14 protein-coding genes and 1 pseudogene are annotated in these 24020 nt (G+C 46.6%); 9 read left to right on the plus strand and 6 right to left on the minus strand.

Going from position 1 to position 24020, the window contains the following annotated elements; translation table 11 throughout:
• Window positions 1-98 precede the first annotated feature (98 nt).
• Entirely contained in the window at window positions 99-284 is a 186-nt protein-coding gene (locus U5R06_09560) for a hypothetical protein (protein ID MDZ7723029.1), read from the plus strand.
• A gap of 21 nt (window positions 285-305) precedes the next feature.
• On the opposite strand, the gene U5R06_09565 is transcribed toward U5R06_09560, so the two are convergent.
• A complete protein-coding gene (locus U5R06_09565; protein MDZ7723030.1) occupies window positions 306-1124 on the minus strand; it encodes an amidohydrolase family protein in 819 nt (272 codons plus the stop codon).
• 98 nt (window positions 1125-1222) lie between these two features.
• On the opposite strand from U5R06_09565, the pseudogene pyk reads away from it, so the two are divergent.
• Window positions 1223-2274 (plus strand): annotated as a pseudogene (gene pyk / locus U5R06_09570) (pyruvate kinase).
• Here pyk and mnmA read toward each other — a convergent pair.
• Window positions 2271-3350 carry a tRNA 2-thiouridine(34) synthase MnmA gene (gene mnmA / locus U5R06_09575; GenBank protein MDZ7723031.1) on the minus strand — a complete coding sequence of 360 codons (1080 nt, stop codon included), beginning with the start codon at window positions 3348-3350 and terminating at the stop codon, window positions 2271-2273. The pseudogene pyk and the gene mnmA sit on opposite strands and share 4 nt — an antisense overlap.
• Before the next feature lie 70 nt (window positions 3351-3420).
• Window positions 3421-4638, minus strand: coding sequence for a helix-turn-helix domain-containing protein (locus U5R06_09580; protein ID MDZ7723032.1), 1218 nt, complete (start codon window positions 4636-4638; stop codon window positions 3421-3423).
• A gap of 167 nt (window positions 4639-4805) precedes the next feature.
• Here U5R06_09580 and U5R06_09585 point away from each other — a divergent pair, with 167 nt between their 5' ends.
• On the plus strand, window positions 4806-5489 hold the full coding sequence (locus U5R06_09585; GenBank protein ID MDZ7723033.1) for a hypothetical protein: 684 nt from the start codon (window positions 4806-4808) through the stop codon (window positions 5487-5489).
• Between the two features lie 4 nt (window positions 5490-5493).
• The gene (locus U5R06_09590; GenBank protein ID MDZ7723034.1) at window positions 5494-7362 is read left to right on the plus strand and encodes a glycoside hydrolase family 9 protein; all 1869 of its coding nucleotides are present in this window, start codon (window positions 5494-5496) and stop codon (window positions 7360-7362) included.
• Window positions 7363-7400: 38 nt separating this feature from the next.
• Here the strand turns inward: U5R06_09590 and U5R06_09595 are convergent, their stop codons facing one another.
• Both U5R06_09595 and U5R06_09600 read right to left on the minus strand, forming a co-directional pair.
• Window positions 7401-8852: an ATP-binding protein gene (locus U5R06_09595; GenBank protein MDZ7723035.1), complete on the minus strand. Its 1452-nt coding sequence runs from the start codon at window positions 8850-8852 to the stop codon at window positions 7401-7403.
• Window positions 8853-8856: 4 nt separating this feature from the next.
• On the minus strand, window positions 8857-9588 hold the full coding sequence (locus U5R06_09600; protein ID MDZ7723036.1) for a response regulator transcription factor: 732 nt from the start codon (window positions 9586-9588) through the stop codon (window positions 8857-8859).
• A gap of 181 nt (window positions 9589-9769) precedes the next feature.
• On the opposite strand from U5R06_09600, the gene U5R06_09605 reads away from it, so the two are divergent.
• The 3 genes from U5R06_09605 (at window position 9770) to U5R06_09615 (ending at window position 17995) form a co-directional block, all read left to right on the plus strand.
• Window positions 9770-11980 carry an inorganic phosphate transporter gene (locus tag U5R06_09605; GenBank protein MDZ7723037.1) on the plus strand — a complete coding sequence of 737 codons (2211 nt, stop codon included), beginning with the start codon at window positions 9770-9772 and terminating at the stop codon, window positions 11978-11980.
• Window positions 11981-12118: 138 nt separating this feature from the next.
• Window positions 12119-14977 carry a TonB-dependent receptor gene (locus tag U5R06_09610; GenBank protein MDZ7723038.1) on the plus strand — a complete coding sequence of 953 codons (2859 nt, stop codon included), beginning with the start codon at window positions 12119-12121 and terminating at the stop codon, window positions 14975-14977.
• A gap of 48 nt (window positions 14978-15025) precedes the next feature.
• Window positions 15026-17995 carry a T9SS type A sorting domain-containing protein gene (locus U5R06_09615; protein MDZ7723039.1) on the plus strand — a complete coding sequence of 990 codons (2970 nt, stop codon included), beginning with the start codon at window positions 15026-15028 and terminating at the stop codon, window positions 17993-17995.
• 226 nt (window positions 17996-18221) lie between these two features.
• Here U5R06_09615 and U5R06_09620 read toward each other — a convergent pair whose 3' ends face one another.
• Window positions 18222-19439: a hypothetical protein gene (locus U5R06_09620; GenBank protein MDZ7723040.1), complete on the minus strand. Its 1218-nt coding sequence runs from the start codon at window positions 19437-19439 to the stop codon at window positions 18222-18224.
• Window positions 19440-19923: 484 nt separating this feature from the next.
• Here U5R06_09620 and U5R06_09625 point away from each other — a divergent pair, with 484 nt between their 5' ends.
• Together U5R06_09625 and U5R06_09630 are read left to right on the plus strand one after the other, a co-directional pair.
• The gene (locus tag U5R06_09625) at window positions 19924-21552 is read left to right on the plus strand and encodes an arylsulfatase (GenBank protein MDZ7723041.1); all 1629 of its coding nucleotides are present in this window, start codon (window positions 19924-19926) and stop codon (window positions 21550-21552) included.
• A gap of 19 nt (window positions 21553-21571) precedes the next feature.
• The gene (locus tag U5R06_09630; GenBank protein ID MDZ7723042.1) at window positions 21572-24007 is read left to right on the plus strand and encodes a glycosyl transferase; all 2436 of its coding nucleotides are present in this window, start codon (window positions 21572-21574) and stop codon (window positions 24005-24007) included.
• Window positions 24008-24020: the final 13 nt, after the last annotated feature.

Genomic DNA, 24020 nt, shown 5'->3' on the forward strand with positions numbered 1-24020 from the left:
CGAAATATAAGACTATTTTGAGGCAAATCAAACAGGCAGATTAAAAAAAACAGCAAAACTTGCAGGAGCTTGCCGCGAAAACGTCTCCAAAGCACAGGATGCGTGTCGGATTTGATGCCGGTCGTGCGTTGCGAGTGCGGATTCTGATCTGCACAGCTTGGCCAAAACGACAGGCCGAGACCAAGAACTGGCCGCTGGATTGTGCCGATGCCTTGAGCGAACTCGAAAGTGATGCGCTGCCGAAGCGTATGACAAAACGCCAGGGTCAAGCTCTGCAACTGTAATTGAACTGCAAACGGAAAGCGTCAGCGTTCGGCGTCATGTGCATCCCAGGCAGCAAGCAGAGGGTTGGCGTTGGTCAGCAGCTGCTTGATCTGCAAGTCTGACAAGTTCAGTCGGGACCCCAGTTGTTGTAGTGTCTCCGCGGGCCGGTAAAGCGGATAATCGCTGCCAAAGCAAATATGGTCTCGGGGTATGGTGTTGAAAATGGCTTCAAGATCGGACTGGCTGATAAAATCCAGCGAACTGGAAGTATCGATATAAATGTCCAGATCCCGATACTGTTCGACGACATACGGCCAGTGCAGGTAGCCGCCGAAATGAGCGGCTATCAGGTTGAGATCCGGAAACTTGCGCTTGATACGCGCCACCTTGTGCGGAGATGACGGTGACCGGTCCGGCGGCTGTTCATTTCCCACATGCAGCATCACCACAAAGCGGCCTTCAAGAGCAGCAAAAACAGACTCCAGCCGCGGATCCGCCAGATCAAAGCCCTGAAAATCCGCGTGCAGCTTGAGACCATGAATGCCATAAGATTCAAGTCGATTAAGCTCAGCTTCCCAATCCGCGTATTCCGGGTGAATGGTGCCGAAACTGTACAAGCCGGGACGACTGGTCTGTACCTGAATCGCCCAGTTGTTGGCCGGCATCACCTGGGCGGGACGTGTTGCGGCATTGTGGACAACGGCTTTGTCAATACCGGCAGCATCAAGATGACGCCGTAGATCGTCCAGGAGTCCGCTGCCCGCCGGTGCAATGCTGTAAGTATCGGCAAGCTGCTGCAGCACACGGTCCGCGATTTTGGGACTGAACGCGTGGGTATGAATGTCAATCGTCGGCTGCATATCAAAGGCCTTTCGTTATACGTCTTTTTAAAAAATGTACCCGGTTGATTCAAGCGAATAAAGATACTAAATTTAAGCGAAAACTAAAAGGAGCGCCTATGCGAACCGAAATACTGGCCACCCTGGGTCCGGCAACCATCGATAAAATCAATGATCTTTGTCAAAACGGTATTTCCGGAGTCCGCATCAACAGTTCGCATGGCGAAAAAAGTGAATATATCCGCATGATCCATGACTTTCGTGACTGCACCCCCACCGGATATGTTCTATTTGATATCAAAGGCCCCAAGATACGACTGGGCGATTTTCCGGACCCTCTGCCGGTTCACAGCGGTGAGCGGATTACTCTGCTGGTTCCGGAAGAAAGCGAACAAGGATATCCAGTCGTTGATGATACCGCCCGCGGTATTCCGGTGAGTTATCCGAGTCTGGATCAATATATCAAGCCCGGGCATCGATTGCTGATCGATGACGGCTATGTGGGATTGCGTGTGGAATCTGTGCAGTCCGGAAAAATCCACTGCCGGGTGACATATGGCGATCAGCTTCGCTCGCGTAAAGGTCTGAATCATCCGGACACGGTGATTGATTATCCCTATACGATGCCCCAGGATGTAGAAATGATCGAATTTGCGATTCAGCAAAAGGTGGATTTTATTGCAGATTCGTTTACCCGCAATGCAGAGGATGTGCGCGAAATGCGCGGGCGGCTTTGGGGGACGGACATTCGGATTGTTTCAAAAATCGAGAATCCGGAAGGAATTCGAAATTTCGATGCCATTCTGCAAGAGACGGATGCCATCATGATTGCGCGCGGCGATTTGGGGTGGAACTGGAAGCCTGGAAACTACCCGAGCTGCAGAAACAAATGATCGAGGCCTGCAATCGGGTCGGCAAACCCGTGATCACCGCCACCCAGATGCTGGAATCCATGATCGACAACCCGCATCCCAGTCGGGCGGATGTGAGCGATACAGCCAACGCCATTTATGACGGCTCGGATGTGATCATGTTGTCCGGAGAAACTTCAATCGGCCGATATCCGCTTGATTGTGTGCGTATGATGAAGCGTATCGGTAAAGAGGTGGAACATACCCGGCGTTACCAAAGCAAAAAGAAAAACGTCCACACACTGACGGAATTAATTTAATAGACTTGGTCTTTTAGAGCTGAATCAATGATCCCGCCGCCGATGAGCCTGTCACCCTGATACAGGACAGCGCTTTGTCCGGGGGTGACTGAGGGACGCGCATGCTCGAAACGCAGGGTAAAGGAATCGTCATTGACATGCGTGATCATCGCAGCCGCACCGGGATCATTGTATCGAATATGGGCTGTAACCGGTGTGCCCGGGTCTGGCCGGGAAACCGAAACCCAGTTGGCGTTATCAGCGTGCAGGCCGTTTGCCAGCAAATCCGAACGGTCACCGATCCGGATACGGTTGTGGTCGGCATCGATTTCCACAACATAGGCGGGCTTGCCCAGAGCGATACCCAGTCCTTTGCGCTGTCCGATGGTGTAAAACGGAATGCCTTTGTGTTCCCCCAGCACATTCCCTTGCATGTCTACAATTTCCCCGGGTTCAATTTTAACCCCCTCTTTTTTGAGCGTTTCAATGAGAAAGCGTTTGTAATCATCGTCCGGAATAAAGCAGACATCCTGACTCTCGGATTTGTGCGCAATATCCAGGCCGGAATTATGAGCGATTTCACGTACATTGGATTTGGAGAGTCCTTCCAGCGGAAACATACTGCGGGCCAGCTGATCCTGCGTCAGGCGCCACAGGGCATAAGATTGATCCTTGTCCCGGTTTTCGGAACGTATTAGCTGATAGCGACTGTTTCGAAACAGACGCACATAATGCCCGGTAGCCATATACTCTGCTCCTTGTTCCAGAGCCTTTTGCTGCAACAGCCCCCATTTGATGGTTCGATTGCAGGTGACACAGGGATTGGGTGTGCGCCCGGCAAGATACTCGCGGATAAATTCATGAATGACTCTGTGCTGGAAATCCGATTGCAGTGAGTAGAGACGATGCTCAATACCCAGCGTTTGGCAAACACGCCGGGCATCCTCTGCCGCCTGAGCCGCTCTCCGGCATTTTGACTCGTAATGAATCATGGTGATGCCGAACACGCTATATCCCTGTTTCAGCAACAGAACAGCGGCTGCGGAACTGTCCACACCGCCGCTCATGGCCACGCCTGTAATGATGGTTGTTTGCATAGATTGCTTTTTTTATGTTATAGTATTTTGACGCATGGGCCCGGGTTCCCGGCGACCGGGATTCGGCCGGTTACCAGGCCTCCGCATTTGGATTTGTTTCCTGAATATACAAAATTTCTGTTTTGTAGGTGGTTCGATCATATCCGGTTGATTTGAAAAGAAACTCAAAGAAATCGGGTAGACGACCAAACCGCCGGATCATAATCTGGTTCAGGGTTTTGATGCTTTCCGGATCAGTCAGATACTTTACGATTCCTGTGGTGCCGGTTTCGTGGAAACTGGCCAGAATAATGATTGTGTTACCGCCGGGGCCGGGGATTTTTCTCACGCTGCCGTAATCGATGTGATATCTCTGCGGATCTGCATTATCCGTAAAATTGAGCGTGTCCGATCCGGTGTTCAATACGATCCGGTTCGGAAATACATGATAGGAAAGTTCAGAATGATTGAATGTAACATCCAGAATTCCCAATGTATGAAAAGAACCGATAAAAAGAATATCATAGCTGCGCAAATCTTCCGCTGTCAGCAGAGAAGCCGGTTTCAGTTTATAAGAGAGTTGGGACAAAATGCTGTTGTTCAATTGAATAAACGGCCAGACACTGTTTTGCGGAAACAGATAATAGGGCAGAGGTCTCAAGTCATCCGGGTTGGATCGGGTCTGCAGAAAAGCCTCAAAGTCTTTTAACGAATTGATATTGTCTTTGCGGAGGATGGTTCGGGAGGCGGGGTCGGTGCCGTCTCTGACGTAAAAAAAATGATCGCCAAGAGCGACCAGGCGGGGGAAATCATGGTCTGTGATTGAATTCCACAACGGCGTAAAAACCATTTTTTTGCGGTTGCTCTGCAAAGTGCCTTGCGGTATTACAGAGAGATGCAGGTAAAGAATATATGCAAACAGCGCAAGAATAAAAAAGCATTTTTTGTGGGTTTTGATAAAGAAAAAGAGCCGGTTGATCTCGCTGTTCTGAGTGTGTACAAATCGGACCTGATAATGACCTTTGGGAATGACGAGTTTAACCGGATCCTTTTTACCCGAGTTGCTGTAATACTGTTCCAGTTTTTTTCGCAGCTTGTAAACAGATACGCGGACGCTCGTATCCTCAGCCGGATTAAAGGCTTTTTTGTGAAACAGATGTTCAGCGATGGTTTGTTCTTTGATCGTTTTTTTGTCAAGGCAGGCTTTAACCAGAAATTGCAGGAGGTTTTGATGCAGCGAGGAGTGTTTAAATTCCTGACTGGTCAATATCTTTTGCAGAATTTTATATTTGGTCTTTTCGTCAATCATATCAATGTGTCTTTCAACTGAAGGTATGCTGTAAAAAATGCATATCCCGGATGTTTACTGCTGCTTTACAGTGAAGATAACAGTTTTTAACTACATTTTCCATTAAAAATTAGCTAGATTATAAAGAATGTAGAATGGTTCTGTATGTTAAAGAAGAAAGGAAAATTATGAATTTCCTGCTAAAAAAACCCGTCACACTGTATCTCGCAGCAGCGGCATTTTTATTTTTTATATGCTGTATCACTGCCGTCAGCGCGCAGCAGTCACTGACTTTGAATGCAGAAGAGGGCTTTTATGAAAAACCCGGTCTCAATATTCTGATATTCAATAACGCTTATGAAGGCGCATTTAATGATGCCAAAATGAGCGCCATTGAACTCATCCATCATGATGTCCGCACTGCGACCAACGGAGATGTCCGCTTGATGCCGACACCGGAACAGTGGGACCTCATACCGGAATTTGTTGAAAAGAAAGTTGACAAAAGCAAGCAAACGGTTCAGGCCTATTTGCGGTATCCTGATTATGATTTTAACTATCGTATCGCAACGCAAGCCAGAGACGGCGGCGTGCTGATTACTGTGCATCTGGATGAGCCCCTTCCGGATGACCTGCAAGGGCGGGCCGGATTCAATATGGAGTTTCTGCCTTCGGCTTATTTTGAAAAAAGCTATATGATGGATGAACAGACCGGTGTCTTTCCGTTGTATCCATCCGGCCCCATGCAGATCAAGGAAGAATCGTCGTTTCCTCAATATGAGGGTTTTTCCACCTCGGAGCGACTGATCAAAGAGGGCTCGGTCCAGCCGCTTCCGTTGGCGGTCGGTCGACATTTTCGTACTCGCTCCTGAAGATGTGGAGCGGCATGTCAGTATCCAATCACGCACGGCTGATTTAAAGTTGTATGATGGACGCAACAAGGCGCAAAACGGCTGGTTTGTTGTGCGCAGTCTGATTCCGACGGAAACTTCCGGTAAAGTGATCGAGTGGTTTCTCAAAGCCGGCACAAAACCGGACTGGATCCGAACTCCGGTGATTGCCCATTCCCAGCTGGGATATCATCCGAATCAGGATAAAACCGCAGTGATCGAGCTGGATATGCGCGATGAGCCCCTAAAATCCGCAACCCTGTTCAAAGTTGACAAGGACGGTAGTCTGATTCAGGCCTACAGCGCGGCGCTCGAATCATGGGGAGATTTTCTTCGTTATCAGTATCTGATGTTTGATTTTTCCTCCGTTCAGAAATCCGGCATTTATGTGATAGAATATGGCGATCAACGGACGCGTGCGTTCCGGATTGCTGAGGATATCTATGAAACGGCCTGGTATCCCTCGCTTGAAGTGTATATGCCGGTACAAATGGATCATATGCTGGTGAATGAGGCCTATCGGGTCTGGCACGGCGCTTCTCATCTGGATGATGCTTTGCAGGCTCCTGTGAATCACACGCATTTTGACCTTTATGCTCAGGGACCGGAAACCGATTCCCCTTATGAACCCGGTGAACATATCCCCGGATTGAATGTCGGCGGATGGTATGATGCGGGTGATTATGATATTCGCACTCAAACTCAGTATTCCGTGGTATCCACGCTGGTCGATGTATGGGAGGAATTTGGCATCAGGCACGATGATACGTATGTGAATCAGCAAACGCGGCGTGTGGAACTCCATCATCCGGATGGTGTACCGGATGTATTGCAGCAGATTGAGCATGGTGTGTTGCAGCTGTTGGCGCAGCATCGCGCTGTTGGGCATGCGATCCCCGGCATTATAGTCGGACACTTGCATCAATATCATCACCTGGGTGACGGACTGACCATGACGGATAATTTGATTTACGACAGTGATCTGGCGCCGCATGAAAAACAAGGCAACCGTAGCGGTAATTTTGATGACCGCTGGGCGTTTACCAGCAAATCCACTCCGCTTAATTATGGATCGGCTGCGGGACTGGCTGCTGCCAGTCGCGCATTGAAAGACTATAAACCTGAACTGGCGGATGAATGTTTGAAAACCGCTCAGGATGTCTGGGAAAGCGAACACAGCCAGGAGCCGGATCTGTTCCGGTCCGGTAATGTCACCGGCGGCAACCTGACGATGGAAGAACTGAACTGTGCGATTCAACTGCTGCGCACCACCGGCGATGAAAAATACGCGGATCGGATTCAGGAACTCTGGCCCTCTCTTGCAGAGCGTTTTAATTGGGTGGCGCCTGATTTGATTCCTGTACTGCCCGAATTGGGGGAATCCATTAACGCTGAATTTAAAGAGAAATTAAAAAGCTCGCAGGAGCAAATGTCGCGTTCAGTCGATAATCCTTTTGGTGTCCCCATTTCCCGGGGAACCTGGGGCGGCGGCGGCTGGGTGACCCGAATGGCGGTGGGTCAGTACAAGCTGCATAAAGCCTTTCCCGACATTATCGGACCGGACGGTGTGTTCAAAGCTCTAAATTATATCCATGGATGTCATCCCGGGTCCAGTATTTCCTTTGTGTCCGGCGTGGGCACCTGGTCCAAAAAAGTGGCGTATGGCAGCAATCGCGCGGATTTTTCGTTTATCGCCGGCGGGGTTGCCCCCGGTGTGGTCGTTTTGAAACCTGATTTTCCGGAAAATAAAGAGGATTGGCCGTTTTTTTGGGGAGAAAATGAATATGTGGTGAGCGGCGGACCGGTTTATATTTACGCGGCCAATGCTGCGCATCGTCTGCTGAATGAAAAGTAATATCCTCCGGATATTACCTTGGCTGTTTCAGGACAGGATCAAAAAGACGGGGCTTTCGGCAGTTCAAAACTGAACCGGGAGCCCTGTCCGATTGTACTCTGAACATGAATTCTGCTGTTGTGCGCTTCCAGAATATGTTTGACAATAGCCAGGCCCAATCCGGTTCCTCCGACCTCTCTCGACCGTTCTTTGTCCACACGATAAAAGCGTTCAAAGATGCGTGACAAATGCTGCTGTTCGATGCCGTTCCCTGTATCGGATACGTATATTTCCACGATATTGTTTTTTACCGTGTATCCCAGTTCTACCTTGCCGCCCGGGACATTGTATTTGATGGCATTTTGCACAAGATTCTGGATAACCTGATTCAGACGGTTGATGTCGCCGTAGATGCGAATGTGGTCGTTGTGACTGTTGGACATGACGATTTTGATATTATTTTCTTCAGCCACTTCGCGTAAACCGTAGGCGTGTTTTTTCAACCAGTTATGGACATCAAAATGATCCATGGTCATCTTCATTTCACCGGATTCAATGCGTGAAATGTCAATAAGGTCGCTGAGCAAATTGTTCAGCCGGTCGGCCTGACGGTAAGCTTTTTTGATGAATTTTTTCTGCTGTTTCCGCGGCGCATTGGGATTCTGCATCAGGGTTTCCAGGTACCCCTGAACGGTAAATATGGGGGTGCGGAGTTCGTGCGAAACGTTGCCGAGAAAATCGCTGCGCATTTTCTGCAGTTTTTTCATCTCGATCAAGTCCTGTCGCAGTTTGTCCATCATCTCATTTAAAAGCTCTGCAAGCTCAGCCAATTCGTCATTGCCTTCGTGGTGGAATCTTGCGTTCCAGTCGCCTTGTTTTATTTTTTCAGCCACCACAGACAGTTTGTGAATCGGATACGTCAAATGGCTTGCTGTGATGTAGCTGATAATCACAACGACAATCAATGCCATGCCGCCGGCCGCCATGATTTTCCAGCGTACGGTTTCCAGCACTTTTTGAATATCCTCCATGGGAATGGCAAGTCTGAGGTAATGTATATTGTTCGATGATCCGCTGTGCGAATAGATTTTTGCGGCATAGTACATGAATTGATGTATCGTGGCGCTGGTGCGTTCATCCTGCCCCCGCTTGAACTGACGCGCTTCTCTGATCTCGGGCCGGTTGATGTGATTTTCAATATACGGAAGAGAGTCCAGTGGAACCTGGGAATCGAAAATGACTGTTCCGACGGAATCGATCAGGGTCAGGCGCTTGTTTGATTTTTTGGCATACCGCGTGAAAAAGGTATATGTTGAATCACTGGAAAAATCATGTAACCGTTCTGATAAAATAAAATCGAGTTCATGTAACTGTGTGCTCAGTTGTTCAAAAATTCGCGCTTTGTAATACTTTTGAATTTCGAAAGAAGAGATAATACTGGAAATAAAGATGGATATACACAGCAAAGAGATGATGAGTAGAATTATTTTTTTTCGAAGCGACAATCGCATGTACTTAGAGTTCTTTCTTGAATCGGTATCCGACACCCTTGATTGTCTCGATATGGTCCATAAAGGGTTTTTCCAGTTTTTCACGAATTTTACGAATATGTACATCAATGGTACGATCAATCACAACCACATTATCATCCCAAAGTTCATCTAAAAGTATCTTGCGGGTGATGACCCGGCCCGGTCGCTGGGCCAGAAAGGTCAGGATATCAAACTCTTTTTTGGTCAGCATGATTTCTTTGTCTTGCGCACTGACTTTATAGCTTTCAGGATCAATGTATAGAGCGCCGAATTGCAGTTGTTTGTTCAGGTTCTTTTCAAGAGGAGCTGAATGTTTCCGTAAGGTGCTTTTTATCCTCGCTAAAAGTTTCCGGATGGCAATCGGTTTGACCACATAATCATCCGCTCCCAGCTCCAGCCCGACAATTTCATCAATTTCATTATCTTTGGCGGTTAAAAAGATCACCGGGATTTGATTGGTATTGGTTTTTTTGCGGAGTTCGCGCAATACTTCCCAACCGTCCTTTTGCGGCAGCATGATGTCCAGTAAAATCAAATCCGGTTTGGCATTTTCTGCTTTCTTTAAAGCCTCATCTCCGTCCTTGGCTTTTATAATGACATAACCCTCTGCCTCTAAATTAAATTCCAAAAGGTCCCGGATGTCTTTTTCATCATCTACAATCAATATTTTTTTGACATGGTTAAAGTCCAATATAGTATTTGATTTTTGTCTCAAGATAATTAAATTTAGCTAATTTTACATAATGTAGCTGTCATTCAGGTATTAATCAAGGGAAAAAATCTTAACAAAAAGTTAATAATAGATTAACATAACAATAAGACGCTGTTTATACATTAAAAACTATGGTCGTAAAATAGTGCCATCTGTTTGCTAAAAAGAAAGGAATACAGAACTCATGGAGCTCTATCTGTTTGTTGTTGTTGTGCTCTTTGGTCTTGCCATTTCGGACTTGATAGTGGGTGTCAGTAATGACGCTGTTAATTTTATAAGCTCTTCTATTGGATGTCAGGCGGCGTCGAAAAGAACCATTATGATCGTCGCAGCGATTGGCATGCTGCTGGGTGTATTGTTTTCCAGCGGTATGATGGAAGTTGCCAGAAAGGGGATTTTTCACCCACAATACTTTGTGATGAGCGACCTGCTGATCATCTTTCTCGCTGTTATGATTGCCGATATCATTTTACTGGATTTATATAGTACATTTGGACTCCCTACGTCTACAACTGTATCGATTGTTTTTGAACTCTTGGGAGCTGCTGTTGCGGTTTCCTCACTCAAGATCATCAGAGCCGGCGATAGTTTGTCAAGGCTGGGTGACTATATCAATACAGACAAAGCGCTGGCCATCATCAGCGGTATTCTTTTATCGGTGGTGGTTGCGTTCATCGCCGGAGCCATCATTCAGTCGATTATTCGCACCGTCTTTTCCTTTGGATATGAAAAAAATATCAAAAAATGGGGCGCACTCTGGGGTGGTGTGGCATTAACGACGATTACCTATTTTATTTTGATCAAGGGCGCAAAAGGCTCAACGTTACTGACCGATGATGTGGTGGCATGGATAAAAGCAAACACGATGCTGATTATGGGGGGCAGTCTTGCGTTCTGGACCATCATCTTTCAGCTATTGACCTGGTTTACCCGAATAAACATATTAAAGATTATCGTGCTGGTGGCAACCGGATCTCTGGCCATGGCATTCGCCGCCAATGATCTGGTCAATTTTATCGGGGTTCCGATTGCGGGTTTTCATGCGTTTCGGATTGCCGCATCCAATCCGCTTAACCCATTGGAAACGCCCATGGACACGATGGCGGGTGAGGTTCAAACGGCCAACTGGATGCTCTTAATTGCCGGTGTTATCATGGTGGTTACTCTGGTGCGCTCGAGAAAAGCACGCAGTGTGACCAAGACCCAGGTTGGATTGAGCCGACAGGATACGGAGCATAATGAACGTTTTCAGGCAACTCCTTTATCGCGAGTTGTTGTCCGGATGGCCTGCAATGTTACTCAATTTTTCAAATCCATCACACCGATCAGTATCCAGAATAAAGTTAATGAACGGTTTGATGAAAGTCAGTCTCCTTTGAACCAGATTAAATTTAAAGACCGCCCGGCCTTTGATCTTTTGCGCGCCAGCGTCGAACTTGTGGTTGCCAGCGCGCTGATCTCGTTTGCAACCTCTCTCAAGCTTCCGCTTTCCACCACGTATGTGACATTTATGGTGGCTATGGGCGCATCATTGTCTGATCGTGCATGGGGGCGCGAAAGCGCGGTCTACCGCATCACCGGAGTGTTTACAGTGATCGGCGGATGGTTTCTGACTGCGATTATTGCATTTACTATGGCAGGTGTTTTTGCCACTCTGATTTTTCAATTCCGTATTTTTGCAATGATCCTTCTGGTGCTTTTTGCCGTTTACATGGTCTATCGTACGCATCTGATCCATAAAAACCGAGATGCTGAAGAATATATGAAAAAGGATAAAACCGATGAATTGCCTCCGGTTCTGAGTTGTGTGCATAAATGCGCCAATTATTTTGAACGGGTACGGATCGTTATTACTCTTTCTATTGAAGGTCTGATAAAGGAAGACCGGAAACAGGTAAAAGCCGGTAAGGAAGAAGCAAAGACACTAAAAAATGATGGAAAAATATTGTTGCGCGAATTCATGACGATGACGCAAGATCCTGAAAGTATTGATGAGATCAGTCCGCGGACGATTGCTGCTATTCGCGGTGTGGGCCGGCATGTGGATGAAATCGCACAAGTCAGCGCCAATCATGTTTTGAATCAACATCGCGGACTGGACAAGGATCAAAAAGAAGAATTGGCTGATATTCTCAAGGAACTGGATAAATTTATCCGTGAAAGCAATGAGATTTTTAAAGATGAAGACCGGGGAAAAATCAGCAAAGCGATTACACGGGGACAGGAAATCAGTGAAGCGATCCACAAAAAGAGCCGACAGCAAATCAAGCGCATTAAAAAGGGTAAAACAAAAACCCGCATTACACTGTTATTTATAAATATATTGTCTTTTTGCAATGAAGTTGTCAACGAGTATGTTGAAGTGCTCAAGGGGTACAACGAAATGTTTGACTAGGCCTTGTTGCGGGAGTGGAGCCTTTCCACTCCCGCCCTCCTTAATAAACTCTTAACTTTGGTTTTATCCTTTAATAAAACGGTCTGACTATATTTAAATATCTTTAGCAGAAACTTTAACCAACAATGAGGTATTTAAATGTACAAGACAGTATTGTATTGTATCGTTTTGCTTTTTCTTTTCTTTGCAAATTTATTATTCGCACAAACAGGAACAATAACCGGTAAAATTGTCGACTCGGAAACGGGTGAAGCGCTGATCGGGGTCAACGTCATTCTGCAGGGCACGATGATCGGGGATGCCACGGATATGGACGGCGAGTATCGGATCAAAAATGCACCGGTCGGTGATTATACCGTCATGGGTTCCTATATGGGGTACAGCCGGATCACCATTCAGGATGTTGCGATCCGGACCAATCAGGTTGTAACGCTCAATTTTACAATGACCATGGAATCGCTGCAGGGTGAAGAAGTGGTGGTAACCGCCAAAGCGGTGCGCAACACAGAAGCAGCCTTGTTAAAAGATCGGCAAAAAGCCAAAACCATCAGTGATGCCATCAGCGCGGAAATGATCTCGGAAAGCGGCAGCGGCAATGCGGCCGAAGCCATGAAACAGATCACCGGCGCTTCGGTGGTTGACGGCAAAAAGGTGTTTGTGCGCGGACTGGGTGACCGTTATACCAGCACACAGCTGAACGGCGCTGAAATTCCCAGCGCAGATCCTTACAGCCGTTCCGGGTCTATTGACATTATTCCTTCTAATTTGATTGATAATATTGTAACCGTTAAAAGTTTTACACCCGACAAACCCGGGAATTTTTCCGGCGGAACGGTCGATATACAGACCAAAGATTTTCCCGAAGATTTATCCCTTTCTTTTTCAGCATCCAGTTCTTTTAATTCGCAAACAACATTTAATGATAATATACTCGCATTAACCAACGGCAGTTCGCTGAACTGGCTCGGATTTGCGGATAAGGGAATGGATATACCGGATTTTGTCGGTAAAGATCTGACACAGATCGATCCGATTGCAGCGGGTAAAAATGCTGAACAAGCTCAGTTTATTGAAAACTATACAGATGCTTTTAATCATTCCATGGCCCCGACCAAAGGTTCGGCGCCTCTGAACCAAAGCTATTCATTTTCCGTCGGAAATCAGGTTGAGTTTCTCGGCCGTCCCTTGGGTTTTCTGGCAAGCGCTACTTATAGCAACAAGCATAAAAGTTATGATGATGGAGTGTATGCCCGCTATGCGCTCAAAGCCCTGTCCGAGAATGCGTCCGGTCTGGAAAATATCTTTCATTTGAGTGATCAAAAAACCCAGGCCGAAGTTTTGTGGGGCGTCACATTAAAGTCCTCTTACAAATTGAATAAAAATAATAAACTGAGTTTTACCGGACTTTACAACCAAAATGGTGTGAGTACCGCGCGAAAGTTATCCGGCCCGTTTCCCTATGATCTAAATGATGATGAAGTTTATCAGGTTTCCACGCAGCAGTATAACGAACGCAGTCTGCATTCTTATCAATTGGACGGCGATCATAAATTGCAGGCGTTAGACGCTCAGGTCAGCTGGAAGGCATCATATGGACGTTCCACCCAGGATGAGCCGGATTTGCGTTATTTTACCAGCTACATCAACGGTCAGGGCACCTATGGCACCAAAACCAATATCCCCCAGGAACGCTTTTATCGCTATCTTGACGAAGATCGCTATGAAGGCAACCTGGATATAACAAAATCACTGAGCTTTTGGAACGGATTAAAAGGCAGTGTTAAATGGGGTGGCGCTTATGCGTTTAAAACCCGTGATTTTGATGAACGCCGTTTCGTCTACGAGCCCAACAGTGATATCGGCGTTGAGCTGCGGAATGCGGGCGGTGATATTAACGAGTTGTTTTCCGATGAGAATCTCGGTTTGACCGGCGCACGTGTGGCGCCGAACGGCAATGTCTATAACGAATTCGGTATCTATATCACCGAAACCGCGCAAATTTCCAGCAATTATACCGGTGATCAGTACATTAATGCCGGATATGCCATGCTTGATATGCCGTTATCCATCAAGCTCCGGTTGGTTGGCGGGGTGAGATATGAAACCACCGAAATGCAAGTGATCAGTGAAGACCCGGAACAACCCAAAGGCACAGTTTCGACACAGGACCTGCTGCCGTCCGCAAATTTGATTTACACCCTTTCTGATAATATGAATATCCGGTTTGCCTATGGAAAAACCCTGGCTCGACCGTCATTCCGCGAAATTTCAAACTTTGCTTCTTATGATTTCAAGGAAGGTGATAAATACATTGGAAATCCTGAATTGAAACGCACTTTGGTGGATAATTTTGACCTGCGCTGGGAATGGTTCAGCCGCCCCGGCGAACTGTATGCCGTCAGCGTTTTTTCCAAATCCTTTACCAATCCCATTGAAATAGTGATCAAAAATAACAATTACTGGATCACCTGGCAGAATGTGGATCAGGCGACCACATTTGGTGTCGAATTTGAAGCGCGCAAACGTCTTGATATTTTACACAGCGCCCTGTCTAATTTCATGGCCGGCGGTAATTTGTCCCTGATTTATTCCGAGGTGGATATCAGTGACAGGGAACTGGAGATTATTCGCGCCACCAATCCTGAAGCAGAGGCATCGCGACCGTTCCAGGGTCAATCGCCTTATCTCTTGAATCTAAATATCAGTTATGATAATCCGCAAAACGGTCTGGCCACCAGCCTTTACTATAATATTTTCGGTGAACGATTGGCTGCAATCGGTAAAGGCGGCACCCCCGATATCTATGAACAACCCGCCGCCATGCTGAATTATTCGCTGTCAAAGCGGATCGGGAAACATCTGTATTTTAAATTTGCCGTTAATAATATACTGGATGCAAACGAAAAGAAAATGCATGAATTTAAAGAAAAAGACTATATAACCACGCGTTATCAAAGAGGACGGACGTTTTCACTCGGTTTAAAATACAATCTCTAATTCTTTCTAACTCACTAAATCTAAAAAAAGCAAAGAGGAGTAACGCACATGAAATTGAAACTAACTTGTCTTTTAATCTTGACTGGAATCCTGCTGTCCGGTTTTGCCGCGATAGCGGATACCAGCGAATTCTTTGATCAGGTGAACTACAAAGGCGCTTTTGGTTCATCCATCTGGATGAAGGGATGGACCGCGCTGGACGAATATGATTTCCTGGTTGAAGACAAAGTATCCGCTGGTCAGGTTACAGTAACGGATGAAAGCATTAATGCCGGTGATGTTGTGTACTGGACCGCTGATAATACTTATGTATTAGACGGTCTGGTTTATGTTGAAGCCGGCGCTGTTTTGAATATTGAAGCCGGAACGGTGATCAAAGCCAAAGTCGGTAGTAGTGAAAATGCCAGCGCACTGATTATTTCAAAAGGCGCAAAAATCTTTGCTGAAGGTACGGCTGCAAAACCGATTATTTTCACAGCTGAAAGCGATGATGTTACAGATCCCTATGATGTGACACCTGATGTCCGCGGACAATGGGGTGGTTTGATTATTCTGGGTCATGCTATAATCAATGAAGCCGGTGGTGTCGATTATGTTGAAGGTATCGCTGAAGAATCCGAACGGACACAGTTCGGTGGTAATGACGATGACGACAATTCCGGTGTACTGCGCTACGTATCAATCCGGCACGGCGGTACCGAACTGGCTCCCGGTGATGAAATCAATGGTTTGACTCTGGGCGCTGTCGGTCGTGGAACCACAATCGAATACGTTGAAGTGTTTGCCAACAAAGACGATGGTTTTGAGTGGTTTGGCGGTACCGTGAACTGTAAACATCTCATCGCTGCCTATTGCGGTGATGACGGTTTTGATCATGATGAAGGGTTGCGCAATAAAATGCAGTTTCTGTTCACCCTGCAGGATTCCGCCGCTGCCGGGCGTTCCGGTGAACATGACGGCGGTCACGATCCTGAAGACGGCGAACCGTTTGCTTATCCGGTTATTTACAACGCAACTTATGTTGGCCCGGGAATGGAATCTTCCCAGACCGATGTTGCTTTGAAACTGCGTGATAACTGGGGCGGTGAGTATGTCAACTCTATTTTCGGAGATCGTTCCGGCAAAGCTCTGGATATTGAACAGACAGATAATTACGCGCAGGACAGCAAAAAGCGTCTGGATGATGGAGAAATTGTCATCAAAAACAACCTGTGGTTCAATTTTGCTCCGGGAATGACCGCCGATTCTCTTGGTGTGAATCCCTGGGATGTAGCGGTTTTTGAAAATGACGCGAATATGAATGAACTGCTGGATGCAAGTCCCCTGGCAAGTATCAGCCGTGACCAGGACAATGGCTTGGATCCGCGTCCGGTTCAGGACGGCCCGGCTTATCAGAATCTTGCTGAAATCCCGCAGGATGATTTCTTTGAACAAGTGAATTACAAAGGCGCATTCGGTTCAACCAACTGGATGAAAGGATGGACCGCGCTGGATGAGTATGATATGCTCGTAGAAGATAAAGTTGCCGCCAATCAAGTAACCGTAACAGACGAAAGCATTAACGCTGGTGATATGGTGTACTGGACGGCTGACAATACGTATGTATTGGACGGTCTGGTTTACGTTGAATCCGGCGCTATGTTAAATATTGAAGCCGGTACAATCGTAAAAGCCAGGTCCGGCAGCAGTGAGAATACCAGCGCATTGATCGTCTCCAAAGGCGGAAAGATCTATGCCGAAGGTACCGGTGTGAATCCCATTATTTTCACCGCTGAAAGCGATGATGTGACTGATCCTTACGACGTGACACCTGATGTGCGCGGGCAGTGGGGCGGTTTAATCGTTCTGGGTCATGCTGTCATCAACGAAGCCGGCGGCATTGACTATGTTGAAGGTATTGCCGAAGAATCCGATCGGACTCAGTTCGGTGGGAATGATGATCATGATAATTCAGGTGTGCTGCGCTATGTCTCTATTCGTCACGCGGGAACCGAGCTGGCTCCCGGTGATGAAATCAACGGCCTGACCCTGGGCGCTGTGGGTAATGGCACCACCATTGATCATATCGAAGTTTTCGCCAATAAAGACGACGGTTTTGAATGGTTCGGCGGTAATGTCAATTGTAAATACCTGATCGCTGCGTACTGCGGTGATGACGGTTTTGATCATGATGAAGGTATCCGCAGCAAAATGCAGTTCCTGTTCACACTGCAGGATTCCGCCGCTGCCGGGCGTGCCGGTGAGCATGACGGCGGTCATGATCCTGAAGACGGCGAACCCTTTGCTTATCCGGTGATTTACAATGCCAGCTATTTTGGTCCGGGCATGGAATCTTCCCAGACTGATGTTGCTTTGAAGCTGCGCGATAACTGGGGCGGTGAGTACAAAAACTCGATCTTTGGAGATCGTTCCGGTAAAGCCCTGGACATTGAACAGACAGATAATTACGAACAAGACAGCAAGAAACGCCTGGATGACGGACAGATTGTAATCATGAACAACCTGTGGTTCAATTTTGCACCGGGAATGACAGCCGATTCTCTCGGTGTGAATCCCTGGGATGTGGCTGTATTTGACGATGCTTCCAACATGAATGAACTATTGACCACCACCCCGGTTGTCAGCATCAGCCGTGATCAGGACAAGGGTCTGGACCCGCGTCCGGTACAGGATGGACCGGCTTATCAGAACCTGGCCGGCTATCCGATGATGGAAACTGGTGTTGAGGTGGTGAATCGCAGTGAAACCCTGCCGGTCGAAAATCAGCTGGTGCAGAACTATCCCAACCCGTTCAACCCGGTTACAACGATCCAGTATGATCTGAATGCTGCATCTCGGGTTAAACTGACCGTTTTCAATACACGGGGTCAGCAGGTTGCTGAACTGGTGAACCACCTGCAGCAGGCCGGTTCTTATACGGTGACCTGGAATGCCTCTGATATGCCCTCCGGTGTTTATCTGTACACACTGGAAACAGGCAGCCGGATCATAACCCGAAAAATGATGCTCATTAAATAAACGATTGCGATACACCCCGCCTGGTGCTTTGCACTGGGCGGAACTATATTTCCGCCAGGCCCTGCAAATGTTCAGGTTAAGGTTTCTGCTAAAACCACCTCGTATTCGCAGGGCCTTTTTTGTATACACATTGTAAAAAGAAAAAGTTTTCCGGAAAGGCAGGAATTGTACTTTTGTATGAATTATCGTTCTTGTTAATTTAGCTGTTTAAGACACATTTTTCAGTTTACCAAAAGTTTGATGTTTTTTCAATTTCTCCCGAATACAGTATTTCAGAATTAAAAGCCGTCCTTGAAAAACCGGAGACTTTGAGAAGGACATCAAAATAAAGGGGAAAAGAATTGCCGTCAAAAGACCGCGCGATATCAGTGAGAGATTCAATCGTTGTGAATGCATTGGATGCACCGGCCATGCCGGTCTCGAAAAAGCTGATAAACAGGATCAGTGTATTTTGATTGGGCCCGGGTATTTTTCTGATCAGACAATAGTCAATATGCTCTTCATCCGGTTCTCCGTTTAGATTCAGGGTTTGCAGCGAGTCACCCAGAGAAAGGGTCACATGAGTCGAGCTTGTCTGCCCCAACTCATAGTTGACCAGAATGTCTTTAAGCGCCTGTTCCAGTATGTACAGGTTCCGAAACGTGCCAAAGAAGATGATATCATTGGTCAGTATGTCTGAAGTTTTCAAGTTTGACGAGTTTTGGAACATGATGTTGGATTTAAAAGAGAAAAACGGCAGAATGTTGTCCAGAGGCAGGATACTGATCATCGGCACAAACGAATAATTGGTTTGGCCCTGGTAGCGGTTTTGCAGTTCCGGATGTTCAGAAATATAGTGTTCAAAATCATAGCCGTTATTAATACTGTGTTTACGCAGGATTGTACTGTCGTTCTTTGTGACAAAAAAGAAATCGTCTCCCAAAACCATAAAGAGTGGTGAATCTGATTGGGTAAAATCCGACCATACCGGATGATTCAGCAGGCGCATATGATCTTTGCCGACTGATTGCCGCAATTGTCTGAAATGTATTTCCAATACAATGATGGACAACGCAAGTACTGTTATAACCCCATAGAGGATGTAATGAGATTTCAGTACGCTTTTTATTTTCACTCCTTTTGAAGCCGGGATAAACAATACATTGTGGTGACCTTTGGGAATGGTCAACCTGATCTTTTCTTTACTCCCCTCGGTTCGATAATACCGGTCCAGTTTTTTTCGCAGATTGCTGATATAAACGCGAACAGTTGAATCTTCCGCAGGATTAAAGTCAGGGGATTTGCCGAAAATTTCAACAGCGATATTGTATTCTTTGGGGGGTTCATCGGTTAATGATGCTTCAACCAAAGCGGTCAGCAATCGTTTATAGGTATTGGAGCCGCAAAACTCTGAACTTTCCAAAAGCCGATTTAATGCCTGTTTTTTATCGTTTATAGAGATCATAACTATCCCGGGTTGTATGGACTGCCAGATTTGAGTCGGGTTTTAATGGTAATATAGCATCACAAATGGTAATTTACAGTAAATTACAGTTAAAATATACAGTAAATTACTTGAAAAAGTCAATCCTTTTTATGTATTATAAAATATTTAAATACATTGTCTGTCAGCTCAATATGTGCTCCCTTTTTATTCGGCGTATTCATTCCGGATTAATAGACAGTCGTTTTAGGCGTTTCCACTTTTCCGGGCACTGCTTTTTAGTATTTAAGGCTGATTTAAATGTTTCCGAGATTTAAATTGTTTAATATGCATCTAAATCGATATTTTTGCAAGGAAATGGACTTTATTTTTCTTATTATTACAGACCTAATTATTTGATGTGGTTAATCTTTTTGTGTAAATATGCATCGATCTTTAATGGTTTCTGTTCCGTTGGTTATAAACTGTTATGTACTATTACAGGTCGCATAGAGAAAAGACTCGAATGAAAACCCGACGTGAATTTATCCGGACTGCCGGCATGATGATTCCCCTGACAGGTCTCAGCCTGTTATCCTGTGAGCGTTTCTCCAAATTACCCAATATTCTCCTGATCATGGCTGATGATTTGGGCTATTCTGATCCGGGCTGTTATGGGAGTTTTATTGATACGCCCCACCTTGATAATCTGGCGAAAAACGGCATTCGTTTTACACAATTTTATAACACATCCCGGGGCTGTCCCACGCGAGCCAGTTTGTTCACCGGATTTTATGCGCACCAAACGGGACTGGGGTGGATGCCGGCCGCCGATTTGGGTCATCCCGGATATACCGGACGATTGAACGACAAGAAGACATTGGCGGAAATGCTGAAACAGGCTGGATATTCTACTTTTATGTCCGGCAAATGGCATCTCTGTTCTGAAGACAATGCACACGCAGACGGGGATATGAAGAATTGGCCGATGCAGCGCGGATTTGAGCGCTTTTTCGGCACACTGGGCGGGGGAGGCAGCTACTTTGATCCGCCCTCACTCATGTGGCACAACTCACGCGCCCGGATCAACCGCAATTTTTATTTCACGGATTCCATAAGCGATGCCGCCCGCCTTTTCCTCGGTGAGCATTTTGAAAAAAATGCCAATCCGTTTTTCATGGTCGTGGCCTATACCGCTCCGCACTGGCCGCTGCACGCGAAAAAAGCAGATATTCAAAAATACAGGGGGCGATTCCTGCAGGGATGGGATAGACTGCGGGAATCTCGCTATAAAAAGATGCTTGATCAAGATATCCTATCGCAAGACTGTACATTTTTACCGGGAATCCAAAACTGGAAAGATCTGAGTGATCAGGAAAAAGATGATATGGATAAAAGAATGTCTGTCTATGCCGCTCAAATTGATTGCATGGATCAAGGCATTGGACGGATTCTGGATACCTTGAGAGAGCATAGCGCCCTGGATAATACTCTGATATTGTTTACTTGCGACAACGGCGCAAGCGATGAACAAATCTCACGCCGATCAGATCGCACGGACCTGATCGGCACCCGGATCAGTTTTGAGAGCTATGGCAAATCCTGGGCTCATTGCAGCAATACACCCTTCCGCGGCTATAAAGGACAAACTTACGAAGGCGGTATTGCCGCTCCGCTGATTGCTCACTGGCCTGAACAAATCGGGGATCCCGGGCGGATCTGCCGTCAAATCGCACACGTCATTGATATTGTTCCGACCTGTCTGCAGGCAGCCGGTATGGCTGATTTGATTTTTGGCAACAAGGCCGGATATTTACAGGGGATATCCGTTCTACCCTGGATTCAGGAAACCACTGCACCCACATCCCGGACATTGTTCTGGGAACATCGCGCCAACCGGGCTGTACGTGACGGTGATTGGAAACTGATTTCGCACGCACAAACTGATCCGCCGTACACCGGGGAATGGGAACTTTACAATATGAGAACAGACAGGTGCGAAACACAAAATATTGCGGCTGAATATCCGCAGATGGTACAATCCTTGTCTGAAAAATGGCAAGCTTGGGCGGAAAAAAATAATGTCCTGCCTCTTGATGGCCGCCCGGAATCTGAAAAAATTGCGAATCCTATGGAAAATATTTCTAAACCCTAGTACAGGAGACAAAAAAAAGATGAAATTTGGTTATTTTGATGACAACAAGAAGGAATATGTGATTACCAACCCCCGCACTCCCTACCCCTGGATCAATTATCTGGGAAGCCAGGACTTTTTTTCTCTCATCTCGAATACAGCCGGTGGTTACAGCTTTTATAAAGATGCACGATTTCGCAGACTCTCCCGATACCGTTACAATAATATTCCTCTCGACACCAACGGGCGCTATTTTTACATCAATGACGCCGGCACGGTTTGGAATCCGGGTTGGCAGCCTGTACAAACCGAACTGGATGACTATTCCTGTCGGCACGGACTTGGATATTCTGTCATTCGCGGTGTAAAAAACGGCCTGAGCGCCGAGGTTTTATTTTTTGTCCCCGTGAATGATAATGCCGAAGTGCAAAAAGTGGTTGTTAAAAACGAAACACAACAACGCAAGTCATTCAAATTGTACTCGTTTATAGAGTGGAATCTGTGGAATGCCCTGGACGATATGACTAATTTTCAGCGGAATTACAACACCGGTGAGGTTGAAATTGACGGCTCTATGATCCTTCACAAGACAGAATACCGCGAGCGTCGCAATCATTTTGCGTTTTATTCGGTGAACCAGCCTGTTGCCGGATACGACACGGACCGTGAAACATTCGCCGGTCTTTATAACGGTCTGGATCGTCCGGATACGGTTTTGAACAATAAACCCGGCAATTCTGTGGCCCATGGATGGTCACCGGTTGCCTCCCATTGCCTTGAAATCAATCTGGAGCCGGGAGAAGCACAGACTTTTGTGTTTGTACTCGGTTATATTGAAAATGAACCGGATGATAAATGGGATGCTTCGGGTGCCTTGAATCGAAAAAAAGCCAAACAGCTGGTCAACGCTTTTGATACTGCCGATAAAGTGGATGCTCAATTAAAAGAGTTGAACCGATACTGGGATGATCTGCTGTCCGCGATTCAGGTTCAAAGTCATGATAAAAATCTCGACCGTATGGTAAATATCTGGAACCAATATCAATGCATGGTTACCTTTAACATGTCGCGCAGCGCGTCCTATTTTGAGAGCGGAATTGGAAGAGGAATGGGGTTCCGGGATTCCAATCAGGATTTGATCGGCTTTGTACATCAGGTGCCGGAGCGGGCGCGTCAACGCATTCTGGATATTGCAGCCACGCAAATGCAGGACGGCAGCGCTTATCATCAATATCAGCCGTTGACCAAAAAAGGCAATGATGCTGTGGGCAGCAATTTCAATGATGATCCCATGTGGCTGGTCCTGGCGGTGTCCGCTTATATCAAAGAAACCGGAAAAATGGATATACTGGATGAGGATGTCATGTTCGATAATGATCCTGACAATACAGCCTCTTTGTTCGAACATTTGTCCCGTTCCTTTTACCATGTTGTTCACAATAGAGGTCCGCACGGCCTTCCGCTCATCGGCCGCGCCGACTGGAATGATTGTCTGAATCTGAATTGTTTTTCGAATGACCCGGACGAGTCCTTTCAAACCACTGAAAACAAAGAGGGTGGAAAGGCCGAATCCGTGTTTATCGCAGCCATGTTTGTAATTTACGGCAAAGAGTACGTTGAACTGTGCCGGCGTTTGAATAAAGAAAAAGAAGCGGATGAGGCTCTGTCGCATATTGAGGAAATGATTAGTGTGATCAACAAAGCCGGGTGGGACGGTGACTGGTTTGTTCGCGCCTATGATCACAATGGCGACAAGGTCGGCGGACAAGAATGCAAAGAGGGACGGATTTTTATCGAAACCCAGGGTTTTTGCACCATGGCGGATATTGGTGTGCAAGACGGCCGCGCTCAACAGGCGCTTGATGCGGTCAGGGAGCATTTGGACTGCAAATACGGTATTGTGCTGCACAATCCGCCTTTTACCCGCTATTATCTGAACCTGGGCGAAATTTCCACTTATCCGCCGGGATATAAAGAAAACGCAGGCATCTTTTGTCACAATAACCCCTGGATCATGATCGGGGAAACACGAATCGGCCGCGGCAGCCGGGCGTTTGAGTATTATCGAAAAATTGCACCCTCTTATCTGGAAGAGATCAGCGACCTGCATCGGACCGAACCCTATGTATACGCGCAGATGATTGCCGGCAAGGATGCGGTCAAACCGGGTGAAGCTAAAAATTCCTGGCTCACAGGTACGGCTGCATGGAATTTTTACGCCATCACGCAATATATTCTCGGCATTCGCGCCGATTATGACGGACTGATGATTGACCCCTGTATACCCAAAGACTGGGACGGTTTTACCTATGTACGCAAATACAGAGGTGCCGTTTATAATATCACTGTTGAGAATCCGCAGGGAGTTGAAAAAGGCGTCAAATCAATCACAGTTGACGGAAAATCCCTGGACGGTCAATGTGTGCCGGTGGCAGCGCAGGGAGCCAATGTGAATGTGCGGGTTGAAATGGGATAATGACAAAACGGGA

The sequence above is a fragment of the candidate division KSB1 bacterium genome (assembly GCA_034521575.1).
GTDB lineage: Bacteria > Zhuqueibacterota > Zhuqueibacteria > Residuimicrobiales > Krinioviventaceae > JAXHMJ01.

Coding starts and splice junctions, on each gene's coding strand:
- U5R06_09560 (MDZ7723029.1), top strand. CDS start 99: ATGCGTGTCGGATTTGATGCCGGTCGTGCGTTGCGAGTGCGGATTCTG.
- U5R06_09565 (MDZ7723030.1), bottom strand. CDS start 1,124: ATGCAGCCGACGATTGACATTCATACCCACGCGTTCAGTCCCAAAATC.
- mnmA (MDZ7723031.1), bottom strand. CDS start 3,350: ATGCAAACAACCATCATTACAGGCGTGGCCATGAGCGGCGGTGTGGAC.
- U5R06_09580 (MDZ7723032.1), bottom strand. CDS start 4,638: ATGATTGACGAAAAGACCAAATATAAAATTCTGCAAAAGATATTGACC.
- U5R06_09585 (MDZ7723033.1), top strand. CDS start 4,806: ATGAATTTCCTGCTAAAAAAACCCGTCACACTGTATCTCGCAGCAGCG.
- U5R06_09595 (MDZ7723035.1), bottom strand. CDS start 8,852: ATGCGATTGTCGCTTCGAAAAAAAATAATTCTACTCATCATCTCTTTG.
- U5R06_09605 (MDZ7723037.1), top strand. CDS start 9,770: ATGGAGCTCTATCTGTTTGTTGTTGTTGTGCTCTTTGGTCTTGCCATT.
- U5R06_09610 (MDZ7723038.1), top strand. CDS start 12,119: ATGTACAAGACAGTATTGTATTGTATCGTTTTGCTTTTTCTTTTCTTT.
- U5R06_09615 (MDZ7723039.1), top strand. CDS start 15,026: ATGAAATTGAAACTAACTTGTCTTTTAATCTTGACTGGAATCCTGCTG.
- U5R06_09620 (MDZ7723040.1), bottom strand. CDS start 19,439: ATGATCTCTATAAACGATAAAAAACAGGCATTAAATCGGCTTTTGGAA.
- U5R06_09625 (MDZ7723041.1), top strand. CDS start 19,924: ATGAAAACCCGACGTGAATTTATCCGGACTGCCGGCATGATGATTCCC.
- U5R06_09630 (MDZ7723042.1), top strand. CDS start 21,572: ATGAAATTTGGTTATTTTGATGACAACAAGAAGGAATATGTGATTACC.